Below are 12,470 nucleotides of genomic sequence, written 5' to 3'. Positions count from 1 at the left end.
CATTAAAGAGAAGTTGTTGTGGATGAATATTCAAGCACCAGCCGTTTGATTTGCTCGGAAAGTATCGGTGTATGGTTCACAATTAAATTGGCTAAAACCGACTGATTCATCAGTCCCTGCAATGCCGCAACTGGCACAAGCGCTGCAATGAATAGCAAGATAAACAAAAGCAGATACACCTCAAAAAAGCCGAGGATTCCTCCTGCCCAAACATTCAAAAGCCTCAATATTGGCAAATGCGCAATAAAGTCAAGCATTGAACCAATAATTTGCAACACAATTTTTGCCGCAAAGAAAATAATCACAAAAGCAATGGCACGGTAAAACGCTTCCTCTGTTTGAGGGCTATCGGTAAAAAACTTTAGCGACGAGTTGCTGCCGAAATTCGGATATGGAATCCAGAGGGTTAGTTTTGGCGCCAATTGATTGTAGTACATTTTTGCAACAATATATGCAATAATAAATCCAGTTAAATGAATAAGCTGAAGAATAAAGCCCCTTCTGAGGCCGACAAAAAAGCCCATAAACAGTAAAATAACGAGAATAAGGTCTAGCATCGATCGTTCAATCCTTTTCCTTTTTAAGTTCTTCCTGAAGTTTTTCAAGCTGTTCCTTTACTTTCACATAATCATTTACAGCATTAACGGCTGTTAGCACAGCCAGCTTGCTCACATCGAGTGATGGATTCTTGGAGCTGATTTCCCGCATTTTCTCATTCACTAACGAGGCAACATACCGAATATGGCTTGGGCTTTCCAAGCCTAAAATAATATAGGATTGTCCATGAATTTCTACAGTCGTTCTGTTTTTTTCTTGGTTTGACAACACAAAATGCCTCCAATCAAAGAATCCTAATCTATATCATACCATGAATAAATGAAACTCGAAAAGCGAAACACCGGAACTGTTATACTAATTCTAACTCTTGGTAAAGGAGCGATAGACAATCGTGGCAAATATTGTTTTAAAAAAGACAATCAGTGAATTGATGGAGATGCAAAAATATTATCAGGCAGACCTTTTAGACAAAAATCCCCCAGGCAGCCTGTTTACTGCCAAAAGGAAGACATGTTCGATCACCGCTTATAAATCAGGCAAAGTTTTATTTCAAGGGATTGATTGTGAAGCCGAGGCGAAAAAATGGGATCGTGCCATTCATTCAAGTAAAGCGTCCGCCGCCATTCAGAAGAAGAAAGCAGCCGGCTTGCCGGAAGGTTTTTCTTCCTTATCGGTTATTGGCTCCGATGAGGTTGGTACTGGCGATTACTTTGGACCGATTACCGTGGTAGCTGCTTATGTGGAAAAAGACCAAATCCCGCTTCTAAAAGAACTGGGCGTCCGTGATTCAAAAGACTTAAACGATGAAAAAATTTCCGCAATTGCCAAAAAAATTAAAGATATTCTTCCTTACAGTCTTTTAACATTGCATAATGAAAAATACAATCAGTTGCAGCAAGCAGGCATGTCGCAAGGGAAGATAAAAGCCCTTTTGCATAACCAGGCGATTTCCCATGTATTGAAGAAAATCGTACCAGTTAAACCAGAAGCAATTCTGATTGACCAATTTGTTCAGCCTGACACGTATTTCCAACACCTGCGCAACGAGAAAACGATTATAAAAGACGACGTATTTTTCAGCACAAAGGCGGAGGGAATTCATGTAGCGGTTGCCGCTGCTTCAATTCTCGCCCGCTATGCATTCGTGCAGTATTTTGACAGGCTAAGTGATGTTGCGGGCATGAAAATTCCAAAAGGTGCCGGTGCCCAAGTCGATGAAGCTGCCGCCAGATTAATACTGGCGAAAGGAAGCGAAGTTTTGCCCAAATTCGTCAAACTTCATTTTGCCAACACCGAAAAAGCAATGAAACTGGTTCGAAAAAAAAGAGGGTAAAAAAACAAAAAGCAGTTGTTTTTCAAAACAACTGCTTTTTCTTAAATCTTATCCTCTTAAAACAGCTCCGGCTTTTTCTTCGAGAGCCTGCAACACTTTTTCATGCACTTTTGTAACCTCTTCATCTGTTAACGTCCGTTCCGGATCCATGTATTTCAATGAAAAGGCAATCGATTTCTTGCCTTTTTCCATATGTTCACCTTCATAAAGGTCAAAAACGGCTGCTTCTGTTAAAAGCGGCTGCCCTGCAGCAAAGATAATTTGCTTCAAGGTTTCAGCTTCCGTTTTGGCATCGGTCACAAGCGCAATATCCCTTGTAATCGATGGGAACCTTGGGATTGCCTTGTATTGCAGCGGTTCAGAAGAAGCTTCTAAAATGGCCTGTAAGTTTAGTTCGAATACAAATGTATCTTTTAAGTCCAGCTCTTTTTGTCGGTTTGGATGCACCTGGCCAACAAAGCCGATTGTTTTTCCATTTAGCTGCACCTCAGCGGTTCTTCCCGGATGCATGCCCTCAACGGTTGCTTTTTTATAAGCAATTTGATTTGTAAGGCCAAGCTTTTCGACCAAACCTTCTACAATGCCTTTGAGCACAAAGAAGTCAACCGGCTTTTTCTCCCCTTGCCATGAATGGCTATACCAAAGACCGGTAATCGCTGCAGCAGCATGTTCTTGCTCCTCCGGCTGTGCATCTTGCCCGTTTGCCAGAAAGACGGCTCCTATTTCATAAACAGCCAAACTGTCATTTTGACGGGCACTGTTGTATTTTAATACTTCTAAAAGCTGTGGTACAATGCTCATCCTTAGCATGCTACGGTCTTCGCTCATCGGCATCGCCAAGCGGATTGGATCCCTGTTTTCTAGCGCATATTGGGCCACTCGCTCTTCGCTTGTTAACGAATACGTTACCGCTTGGAAGAGACCGGCACCTTCAAGAAAACGGCGGACAACTCGGCGTTTTTGCTGATAATTGCTTAAATTTCCTGGTGAAGATGAACCAACCGGCAACGTTTTGGGAATGAAATCGTAGCCATAGATACGGGCAACTTCCTCAATTAAATCTTCTTCAATTTTAATATCGCCTCTGCGGGTAGGAACCGTTACTGTAATCGTTTCGCCGGCTACGCTTGCTTCAAATTGCAGGCGGGAAAAAATTTCTTCTACCTCACTCATCATCAGTGTCGTGCCGAGCACACGATTGATTTTTTCCAAGGTGATCGAAACGACTGCCGGTTCGATGTTTAAGGTGTCAACCGCAACGGTTCCCTCTAACACTTCACCATTGGCATATTTCGCTATTAAATAGGCAGCCCGGTCACCAGCTGCACGTACCCGATTAGGATCGACTCCTTTTTCATAACGGGCGCTCGCCTCACTTCTCAAACCATGATCCTTGGATGCTTTGCGGATCGTTGCCCCATTAAAATAAGCGGATTCAAGCAGAACAGTTGTAGTATCTATATTTACTTCTGAATTGGCGCCGCCCATTACGCCCGCAAGAGCTACTGGCACCGTCCCATTCGTAATCACAAGATGATCGGACGAGAGCGTGCGTTCCACATCATCGAGCGTTTGGATGACTTCTCCATCTTTTGCTCGGCGGACAAGAATTTCTTTCGAGCCTAATCGGTCGTAATCAAATGCGTGCAGCGGCTGGCCGTATTCCAATAAGATGTAGTTTGTACAATCAACAACATTGTTGTGCGGCCGGATGCCTGCTGACATTAAACGCGTTTGCATCCATAATGGTGAAGGGCCAATTTTAACATTTTTAATCACTTTTGCTGTGTATAATGGGTTATCATCAGTCGCTTCCACCGTAACTGTGATATGGTCTGATGCTTTTGCATTCGATGATTGCAATTTCGTTTCAGGAAGTTTCACTTCACGATTTAAAATCGCGGCGACTTCATAGCCAACCCCGAGCATGCTCAAGCAGTCGGCACGGTTTGGTGTCAGTCCTAATTCTAAAATTGCATCATCCCGGTTTAACAAAGCAATCGCATCTTCGCCGACAGGCGTGTCGGAAGGGAAGACAAAAATTCCGGAAGCATACTCTTTTGGTACGATTTTTCCTTCAATCCCAAGCTCTTGCAGGGAGCAAATCATGCCATTGGATTCTTCGCCGCGGAGTTTCGCTTTTTTGATCTTAAAATTGCCTGGCAGAACAGCGCCGACCGTTGCCACCGCTACTTTTTGCCCTTGAGCCACATTCGGAGCTCCGCAAATGATTTGCACCGGGGCTTCCCCGCCAATATCGACAAGGCATTTGTTCAGTTTATCGGCATTTGGATGTTTTTCACGTTCGACAACATAACCTGTGACAACGCCTTTAATGCCCTCATTGAGGATCTCAACACCCTCCACTTCAATCCCGCTTTTCGTTATTTTTTCGGCCAATTCTTTTGCTGATACTCCAGAAAGGTTAACATACTCCTGAAGCCATTTATATGAAACAAACATCCCTTTTTCCTCCCTCAATTATTCATGCTTTGCAAATTGTTTTAAAAACCGAACATCATTTGTGTAAAAATGGCGGATGTCATCGATTCCGTATTTCAGCATGGCAATCCGCTCAGGCCCCATTCCGAACGCAAATCCGGTATATTTTTTCGGGTCATAGCCAGTCATTTGCAGAACATTTGGATGAACCATGCCGGCTCCAAGAATCTCAATCCAACCGGTTCCTTTGCAAACATTGCAGCCTGTTCCGCCGCAAATTTTGCAAGAAATATCCATTTCTACGGATGGCTCTGTAAATGGAAAAAAGCTCGGGCGGAGGCGAATTTCGCGATCCTCACCAAATATTTTTTTGGCAAAAACTTCGAGAGTTCCCTTTAAGTCACTCATTCGAATGTTTTCACCAACAACAAGGCCTTCAATTTGCATAAATTGATGTGAGTGTGTCGCATCATCATTATCGCGACGATACACTTTACCTGGACAGATAATCCGGATCGAGCCTTTGCTTTGATTTTCTTCCATTGTTCGAGCTTGGACAGGGGAAGTATGGGTTCTTAACAGTATTTCTTCGGTAATGTAAAAAGAATCCTGCATATCACGGGCCGGATGTCCTTTCGGCAAATTCAGTGCTTCAAAGTTGTAGTAATCCTGCTCAACTTCAGGACCTTCGGCAATTTGATAGCCCATACCAATAAAAAGGTCCTCGATTTCTTCGATCATTTTTGTTAGTGGATGATGGGTCCCAACCTTGACAGGACGTCCTGGAAGGGTAACATCTATCGTCTCGGAAGCCAGCTTTTCGGCAACCGCTGCATCTTCCAGTTCAGCTTGCTTCTCTTCAATTTTTTGAGAAATTTTCTCACGGACTTCGTTAACGAGTGCACCCATTTTCGGCCGTTCTTCAGCCGATAATTTGCCCATTCCCCGTAAAACCTCAGTAATGGGTCCTTTTTTGCCAAGATAAGCAACACGGACTTCATTTAATTCTTTTACATTAGCTGACTGCTCGATCTTCTTTAGTGCTTCTGCCTGCAATTCCTGTAAGCGTTCTTGCATGTTGATTCCTCCTTGATTTGATCAAACTTGATTGGTTAACGAAGTATTTTCCCCATAAAAAAACCCCATCCCTGGTAAGGGACGAGGTTTTATTCGCGGTACCACCCTTGTAAACACATGTTGCCGTGCAATTGTGTTCGCTTGATTGGGATAACGGCTTTGGCCGGAGCATCTTTACATTTCGATCTATGAAATGGTCCCGATGCCTACTCGGGAGGTGAACTTCTCTTGCCATCTCCATAAAAGTGCTTTCAGTCACGGCACTCTCTCCCTAAATGGTTCATTTGCAAGCTACTTTTCTCCGTCAACGTTTTCGTCATTTTTCAATTGTTGATAATTATATAATAAAATCAATGATGTTTCAAATAGTACAGCAAAATCCCCGCAGCAACGGCTACATTCAGTGATTCGCTTTTTCCATAGATCGGAATGTAGAGATTGGCATCTGTTTGCGAAAGAATCTCCTCGCTTACACCATTTCCCTCATTGCCGACAATGAGAGCAAACTGGCTAACCGGTTTGATTTCTGTATAAACCGTTGCCTTTTCAAGCGCCGTACCGTAGACCGGAATCTTTTTCTCCTTCAACCGGGGGATCCATTCGGTTAGATCCCCGCTTATGATCGGCAGATGAAAATGACTTCCTTGCGCGGAACGGAGCACTTTCGGGTTATATAGATCAACGCTTCCTTTTCCAACAACCACCGCCTCCATTCCGGCGGCATCGGCGGTACGGATTATTGTTCCTAAGTTCCCCGGATCTTGAACGGCATCAAGTAACAGCAAACTGCGTGCATCCTGAAGCGATGAGGCCTGCTCCATCTGTCTGCAGACGGCATAAATTCCTTGCGGTGCTTCCGTGTCGGATAGTTGCTTGGAAATTTCTTCGGTCACAAAGGTAATGGAGGCTGTTCCATAATCCAAACGCGGCGGCAACTCCACAGTTTCCGAAACAATCAATTCCAATACAAAATCATGCTGTTTCAACGCTTCTTCAACTAAATGAAAGCCTTCGATTAAAAAAGTTCCTGTTTTGTCCCGTTCTTTTTTGGTTAAAAGCTTTTTCCACTGTTTCACCTGTGGATTTTTACTAGATTGAATTGATTTCAATAGTTTGTCCCCTTTACCTATACTCTTCTAATTTTTTCATTATAGCGCAATTAAAATACATAATAAAACGATAACGTGAAAAGCTAAACGAAGAAAAGTTAATGAAGGAGTGTGCAGGAATGAATTTAAATTTGCGCAATGCCATTATCCACAATGTTTCCGGCAATACAAAGGATCAGTTGGAAGACACCATTGTCGACGCCATTCAAACCGGTGAAGAAAAAATGCTCCCGGGTCTTGGAGTCTTGTTTGAAGTGATTTGGAAAAAATCTTCCGAACAAGAGAAGAATGAAATGCTCGAAACGCTTGAAAGCGGATTAAAAAAATAATTGGATTTGATAGAAAGCGGGTGCCAAGAAGATTTGGCACCCGCATTTTTTTTAATCAAATGTAATTTGCTCAACTGTTTCTTGATCAAGCCGTTTAATGACTTCGACGATCAGCTTAACGGCATTCTCGTAGTCATCGCGGTGAAGCATCGCTGCATGTGAATGGATATAGCGAGTGGCAATTGTGATCGCCAATGCTGGCACGCCGTTATGGGTTAAATGGATCGAACCGGCATCCGTGCCGCCGCCAGCGATCGCATCGAACTGGTAAGGTATATTCATTTCATCTGCAACATCTGTTACAAAATCACGCAAGCCCTTATGGGAAACAAGCGATGCGTCGTAAAGAATAATTTGCGGTCCTTTGCCCATCTTACTAAGCGCTTCTTTTTCAGAGATTCCTGGCGTATCGCCAGCAATACCGACATCAACGGCAAAACCGATATCCGGCTGAATGACAGATGTAGCGGTGCGGGCTCCACGCAGGCCTACTTCTTCTTGAATCGTGCCAACGCCGTAAACAACATTTGGATGATCTGTATTTTTCAATTGCTTTAAGACATCAATGGCAATGGCGCAGCCGATCCGGTTATCCCATGCTTTCGCAAGCAACATCTTCTCATTGTTCATCACAGTAAATTCAAAATACGGCACTACCATATCTCCAGGACGCACTCCCCATTGCTCCGCTTCTTCGCGGCTTGAGGCACCGATATCAATAAACATATCTTTTATTTCAACTGGTTTTTTGCGTGCTTCCGGCGATAATACATGCGGCGGCTTCGAACCAATGATTCCGGTAATATCCCCTTTTCGGGTCACAATCGTCACCCGCTGGGCAAGCATAACCTGCGACCACCATCCGCCAACAGTCTGAAAGCGCAGGAAACCTTTCTCATCAATTTGCGTGACCATAAAACCAACTTCATCAAGATGTCCGGCAACCATGATTTTTGGCCCGCCTTCTTTGCCGGTTTTTTTGGCAATTAAGCTTCCTAGCCCATCATAGGTGATTTCATCTGCAAATGGCTCTATGTATTTTTTCATGACTTCGCGCACTTCACGCTCATTCCCCGGAATTCCTTTTGCATCGGTTAAGTCTTTTAACATGGTTAAAGTCTCATCTAATTTTGCCAAAATTTAACCTCCTATTTTTATAATATGTACATTTTCATTATAACAACTGTACAAATTTTCTACTAATAATTGTTCTCTTGCCTTTTATAATTTACTTCATTTTTTTGAATATATGCTTGTTCGATTTCTTCGTTCGTTATACCAAGCTGCACTGCTAATTGGAGATAGTACTCAATCACAGCCCTATAGTCCTCTAAACGCCTTGAAGTTTGGAAATCGCAAACACTTCGATAGATTTTTAAAAATTGCTCATTTATCGTGACGGCAGATGGGTTTTCCTCTACTGCAATCAGCCGCTCGTCAAAACCGCTTTCTAACCCGAGCGAGAGAATAAAATGAATGCCGTCAACAAATTCCTCTAAAATCACTTGTTTTTCAGAAGAAGGTTTTAAACTCCAAAATTTAAAGCTTCGTGTTTCGTTTGCCAATTCGCCAATTTCTACCAAGAGCGCAAGGACTTTTCGATCAAATAAATCTTCGTTTTGCAAACCATGGTTTTCCTCTATGTAGCGGTCAAGTGCCTTTTGCATCTTAAATAAATTTTCCAGCCGCATTTTCATCATCCTTTCATGATGCAATAGTATCTCAAATTGAAACTTTTTTCAGTAAACAAAGGTTATTTTAAAAAGAAGAAAATAATGAATATGATTTCAATCATCGCCAGCAGTGGAAAACCAAATTTAAATAAAAAATGTTTCGTTTTATGACGGAAAAGCTTCATACCGATCGTTGTGCCCACTGCACCACCAACTAAAGCCACAAGCCACAAGGTTTTTTCCGGAATTCGGTATTGATGGTTTTTTGCTCTTTTTTTGTCATCCGCCATTATATACAGCCCGATGATATTCATGATCATGTACCCCGCGGCTACCAAAGTATTCAATTGCATTCTCCTCCCATTGTTACACAAAAAGCCATCCTCATGATGAGAATGACTCTTTTTCTATTTTATTTATTGAATTGCTGTTTTGCAATGTTTGCTAATTCTGTGAATGCCGCAGCATCGCTTACAGCGAGTTCAGCAAGCATTTTGCGGTTTACTTCAACGCCGGCAAGCTTTAAGCCATGCATTAAACGGCTGTAAGAAAGACCGTTTATGCGTGCAGCTGCGTTGATACGAGTAATCCAAAGTTTGCGGAAGTCGCGTTTTTTCTGGCGACGGTCGCGGAATGCATACATTAGAGACTTCATCACTTGCTGGTTGGCAACTTTATATAATGTATGTTTTGAACCGAAATAACCTTTTGCTAATTTAAGAACTTTTTTACGACGTTTGCGAGTAACTGTACCGCCTTTTACACGTGGCATTTAATTTCCCTCCTGTATGAATCGACGCTTCTCGATTACTTAATGTTGTCTAATAATTGACGGATGCGTTTGAAATCACCTTTTGAAACAAGTGCTGCTTTGCGGAGCTTACGCTTTGCTTTTGTCGATTTGTTTGCAAATAGGTGGCTTGTATAAGCGTGGTCACGTTTCAGCTGACCAGTACCTGTTTTCTTAAAGCGCTTTGCAGCACCGCGGTGTGTTTTCATTTTTGGCATTTGGAATTCCTCCCTGTTACTTGTCGTTTTTAGGTGCTAAAACGAGAAACATGCTCCGGCCATCCATTTTTGGATGTGACTCAATTGCAGCAACTTCCTTGCACGCTTCAGCAAAACGGTCTAACACTTTTTGACCGATTTCTTTATGGGTAATGGCCCGTCCTTTAAAGCGAATCGAGGCTTTTACCTTATCGCCTTTTTCCAGGAATTTAATGGCATTGCGCAGCTTTGTATTAAAGTCATGCTCATCAATTGTCGGACTTAGACGAACTTCTTTCACATTAATAATTTTTTGATTTTTACGAGCCTCTTTTTCCTTCTTCTGTTGCTCGAATTTAAATTTGCCATAATCCATAATTCGAGCTACCGGAGGCTTTGCATTCGGCGCCACAAGCACTAAGTCAAGATTGGCTCTGCCAGCAATTTCCAGCGCTTCATTTTTCGACTTAATCCCAAGCTGCTCGCCGTTTTGATCGATCAACCGCACTTCACGAGCTCGAATGCCCTCGTTTAACAACATATCTTTGCTAATAATTAGCCACCTCCAAGGTTTCATTACGAATACAACATCTGGGTCAAGAAACGTATCTTCGAACATTGAAGAAACAACCAATCAGACCTTAACGAATGACACCCAAGTCAAATCAGCAAGTCTGCATTTTAAGTCTGCACCAAAACAAAAAGTGTGGATGCAAAACACCCACACTTTTACGAAACATCTTCATGCAAAGAAATTCTGTTCACGTAGAACCTGCCAACTGCCCATTGCTGCGTCAATCAGGTGAGAAGCGGGTGCTTCTTCTTTTCCCAACCATTCGTATTCTATTTACCTTAGTAACTATAGCACATTCTAAGCTGCCATGTCAATTCAGCTTTTTATCACAACGAAAATCATTTTAACAAAACTGCTGAATGATTTCAATAGGTTTCAACAATTTTTTAAAATCAATCTTTTTTTACTTCGTTTTGAATCACGGCCAAAAAGTCTGCAAATGGCACTGTTTCTGACTTTTGCTCACCATATTTACGGACGTTTACGCCATTTTCTGCTGCTTCCTTATCCCCGACGACAAGCATATACGGAATCTTCTGCATTTGGGCTTCACGGATTTTATACCCCAATTTCTCATCGCGGCCATCCAGTTCAACCCGGAATCCCTCCGCTTTAAGCTGCTCTTGAATTTTTTTCGCATATTCATAATGGATTTCAGGAGATACCGGAATCACTTGAACTTGAACCGGTGCAAGCCATGTTGGGAACGCGCCTTTGTATTCTTCAATCAGATAAGCGACAAAGCGCTCCATTGTCGAAACGACTCCGCGATGGACGACGACAGGGCGGTGCTGTTTGCCGTCTTCGCCAACATAAGTTAAGTCGAAGCGTTCCGGCAACAAGAAGTCAAGCTGTACAGTTGATAGCGTTTCGTCTTTTCCAAGAGCTGTTCTGACTTGAACATCCAGTTTCGGTCCATAGAAAGCCGCTTCGCCTTCCGCTTCAAAATAATCGAGACCAAGATCATCCATCGCTTCCTTCAGCATGCTTTGCGCTTTTTCCCACATTGCATCGTCATCAAAATACTTCGCTTTATCTTCCGGATCACGGTAGGAGAGCCGGAAGGAATAGTCCGTAATAGCAAAGTCTTTGTAGACGTCCAAAATCAGGCGGACAACGCGCTGGAATTCATCTTTAATTTGATCCGGACGGACAAAAATATGGGCATCATTGAGCGTCATACCGCGAACACGCTGCAGCCCCGAAAGTGCCCCGGACATTTCATAGCGGTGCATCAGTCCAAGCTCGGCAATCCGGATGGGAAGTTCACGGTAGCTGTGAATGCTGTTTTTGTATACCATCATATGATGCGGGCAGTTCATTGGCCGGAGAACGAGCTGCTCATTGTCCATTTCCATTACCGGGAACATATCTTCCTGATAGTGATCCCAGTGCCCGGAAGTTTTGTAAAGATCGACACTGCCCATAATTGGTGTATACACATGGTCATAGCCGAGGCGCTGTTCCTTATCAACAATATAGCGTTCGATAATTCTTCTTATTGTCGCGCCCTTAGGAAGCCAAAGCGGCAGTCCTTGTCCCACCTTTTGCGATGTAGTGAACAGGTTTAACTCCTTGCCAATCTTGCGGTGATCGCGCTCTTTTGCTTCTTCCAGAAAACGAAGATGTTCGGCCAGATCCTCTTTTTTGAAAAAAGCTGTACCATAGATGCGTTGCAGCATTTTATTGTCGCTGTTGCCGCGCCAGTATGCACCCGCAATGCTCAAAAGCTTAAATTCCTTGATTTTTCCCGTGGATGGCACATGTACGCCGCGGCAAAGATCAAAGAACTCCCCTTGCTCATAAATCGTTACCGTTTCATCAGCCGGAATCGCTTCGATTAATTCGAGCTTGTACTCATCACCAACTTCTTTGTAGATTTGAACAGCTTCATCGCGGCTGACTTCCTTGCGAACCACATCAAGGTTTTCATTGACGATTTTCGCCATTTCCTTTTCGATTTTCGGAAGATCTTCCGGTGTAATTGATTCTTCCAGATCGACATCATAATAAAAACCGTTTTCAATCACAGGACCGACGCCAAGCTTCACATTCGGATACAGCCTTTTGATCGCTTGGGCCATTAAGTGTGCAGTGCTGTGGCGCAGCACTTCGAGTGCCTCCGACGAATCCGGTGTAATAATTTCAATCGCTCCATCACCAGGCAATGGCCGGCGAAGATCAACCATTTGGCCGTTCCATTTGCCGGCGATTGCTTTCTTTTTCAGCCCGAGGCTGATTGATGCCGCGATATCTTCCGTTGTTGTTCCCCTTAGAAACTCCTTTACTGCTCCATCGGGAAACGAAATTTTTACAACGTCTGACATGGGTATTCCTCCTTAAATTTTTTATACAAAACAAAAAACCCGCCCCAGCAAAAGGGACGAG

The 12,470-nt window shown here is 43.1% G+C and carries 14 protein-coding genes and 2 other annotated features; of the genes, 2 read left to right on the top strand and 12 right to left on the bottom strand.

Translation table 11 applies throughout. The features are described from left to right. Window positions 1-2: 2 nt before the first annotated feature. Window positions 3-557 (bottom strand): CvpA family protein, encoded by a 555-nt coding sequence (locus ACQYAD_RS15500; RefSeq protein ID WP_430239526.1) that lies wholly within the window; start codon window positions 555-557, stop codon window positions 3-5. A gap of 7 nt (window positions 558-564) precedes the next feature. Then, complete coding sequence (gene zapA, locus ACQYAD_RS15495) at window positions 565-825, bottom strand: cell division protein ZapA (protein ID WP_430239524.1); 261 nt, start codon at window positions 823-825, stop codon at window positions 565-567. 124 nt (window positions 826-949) lie between these two features. Between zapA and rnhC the strand changes: the two genes are divergently transcribed. Then, the gene (gene rnhC, locus ACQYAD_RS15490) at window positions 950-1,891 is read left to right on the top strand and encodes a ribonuclease HIII (RefSeq protein WP_430239523.1); all 942 of its coding nucleotides are present in this window, start codon (window positions 950-952) and stop codon (window positions 1,889-1,891) included. Window positions 1,892-1,939: 48 nt separating this feature from the next. Here rnhC and pheT read toward each other — a convergent pair whose 3' ends face one another. The 3 genes from pheT to ACQYAD_RS15475 all read right to left on the bottom strand — a co-directional run bounded on the left by pheT (window position 1,940) and on the right by ACQYAD_RS15475 (window position 6,519). After that, window positions 1,940-4,354, bottom strand: a complete 2,415-nt coding sequence (gene pheT, locus ACQYAD_RS15485) for a phenylalanine--tRNA ligase subunit beta (RefSeq protein WP_430239521.1) — start codon at window positions 4,352-4,354, stop codon at window positions 1,940-1,942. A gap of 18 nt (window positions 4,355-4,372) precedes the next feature. Then, complete coding sequence (gene pheS / locus ACQYAD_RS15480) at window positions 4,373-5,410, bottom strand: phenylalanine--tRNA ligase subunit alpha (protein WP_430239519.1); 1,038 nt, start codon at window positions 5,408-5,410, stop codon at window positions 4,373-4,375. Window positions 5,411-5,484: 74 nt separating this feature from the next. Beyond that, window positions 5,485-5,727 (bottom strand) — a binding site (T-box leader). A gap of 33 nt (window positions 5,728-5,760) precedes the next feature. Next, on the bottom strand, window positions 5,761-6,519 hold the full coding sequence (locus tag ACQYAD_RS15475) for a TrmH family RNA methyltransferase (RefSeq protein ID WP_430239517.1): 759 nt from the start codon (window positions 6,517-6,519) through the stop codon (window positions 5,761-5,763). Between the two features lie 119 nt (window positions 6,520-6,638). Here ACQYAD_RS15475 and sspI point away from each other — a divergent pair, with 119 nt between their 5' ends. Further along, window positions 6,639-6,848 (top strand): small acid-soluble spore protein SspI, encoded by a 210-nt coding sequence (gene sspI, locus ACQYAD_RS15470; protein WP_430239515.1) that lies wholly within the window; start codon window positions 6,639-6,641, stop codon window positions 6,846-6,848. Window positions 6,849-6,899: 51 nt separating this feature from the next. On the opposite strand, the gene ACQYAD_RS15465 is transcribed toward sspI, so the two are convergent. From ACQYAD_RS15465 to thrS, 7 genes are all read right to left on the bottom strand, one after another. Continuing rightward, entirely contained in the window at window positions 6,900-7,985 is a 1,086-nt protein-coding gene (locus ACQYAD_RS15465) for a M42 family metallopeptidase (protein WP_430239513.1), read from the bottom strand. A 62-nt stretch (window positions 7,986-8,047) separates the two neighbouring features. Continuing rightward, window positions 8,048-8,539, bottom strand: coding sequence for a dUTP diphosphatase (locus ACQYAD_RS15460; RefSeq protein WP_430239512.1), 492 nt, complete (start codon window positions 8,537-8,539; stop codon window positions 8,048-8,050). 62 nt (window positions 8,540-8,601) lie between these two features. After that, window positions 8,602-8,868 (bottom strand): DUF1294 domain-containing protein, encoded by a 267-nt coding sequence (locus ACQYAD_RS15455; protein WP_430239511.1) that lies wholly within the window; start codon window positions 8,866-8,868, stop codon window positions 8,602-8,604. 65 nt (window positions 8,869-8,933) lie between these two features. Then, on the bottom strand, window positions 8,934-9,293 hold the full coding sequence (gene rplT, locus ACQYAD_RS15450; protein WP_430239509.1) for a 50S ribosomal protein L20: 360 nt from the start codon (window positions 9,291-9,293) through the stop codon (window positions 8,934-8,936). A 35-nt stretch (window positions 9,294-9,328) separates the two neighbouring features. Then, the gene (rpmI, locus tag ACQYAD_RS15445; protein WP_430239508.1) at window positions 9,329-9,529 is read right to left on the bottom strand and encodes a 50S ribosomal protein L35; all 201 of its coding nucleotides are present in this window, start codon (window positions 9,527-9,529) and stop codon (window positions 9,329-9,331) included. 16 nt (window positions 9,530-9,545) lie between these two features. Beyond that, window positions 9,546-10,064 (bottom strand): translation initiation factor IF-3, encoded by a 519-nt coding sequence (gene infC / locus ACQYAD_RS15440; RefSeq protein WP_430240001.1) that lies wholly within the window; start codon window positions 10,062-10,064, stop codon window positions 9,546-9,548. Window positions 10,065-10,200: 136 nt separating this feature from the next. Further along, window positions 10,201-10,339, bottom strand: a sequence feature (ribosomal protein L20 leader region). Window positions 10,340-10,474: 135 nt separating this feature from the next. Continuing rightward, window positions 10,475-12,409 (bottom strand): threonine--tRNA ligase, encoded by a 1,935-nt coding sequence (thrS, locus tag ACQYAD_RS15435; RefSeq protein WP_430239506.1) that lies wholly within the window; start codon window positions 12,407-12,409, stop codon window positions 10,475-10,477. Window positions 12,410-12,470: the final 61 nt, after the last annotated feature.

This window comes from Neobacillus sp. SM06 (assembly GCF_050496765.1).
Lineage (GTDB): Bacteria > Bacillota > Bacilli > Bacillales > Cytobacillaceae > JAEVLT01.
Note: the sequence above shows the minus strand (reverse complement) of the source record. Positions and strands in the feature narration are given on the sequence as shown.

Bases quoted from the DNA above. Each gene is read 5' to 3' on its own strand.
- ACQYAD_RS15500 (WP_430239526.1), bottom strand. From the start codon at position 557: ATGCTAGACCTTATTCTCGTTATTTTACTGTTTATGGGCTTTTTTGTC.
- pheT (WP_430239521.1), bottom strand. From the start codon at position 4,354: ATGTTTGTTTCATATAAATGGCTTCAGGAGTATGTTAACCTTTCTGGA.
- pheS (WP_430239519.1), bottom strand. From the start codon at position 5,410: ATGCAAGAACGCTTACAGGAATTGCAGGCAGAAGCACTAAAGAAGATC.
- sspI (WP_430239515.1), top strand. From the start codon at position 6,639: ATGAATTTAAATTTGCGCAATGCCATTATCCACAATGTTTCCGGCAAT.
- ACQYAD_RS15460 (WP_430239512.1), bottom strand. From the start codon at position 8,539: ATGCGGCTGGAAAATTTATTTAAGATGCAAAAGGCACTTGACCGCTAC.
- rplT (WP_430239509.1), bottom strand. From the start codon at position 9,293: ATGCCACGTGTAAAAGGCGGTACAGTTACTCGCAAACGTCGTAAAAAA.
- rpmI (WP_430239508.1), bottom strand. From the start codon at position 9,529: ATGCCAAAAATGAAAACACACCGCGGTGCTGCAAAGCGCTTTAAGAAA.
- thrS (WP_430239506.1), bottom strand. From the start codon at position 12,409: ATGTCAGACGTTGTAAAAATTTCGTTTCCCGATGGAGCAGTAAAGGAG.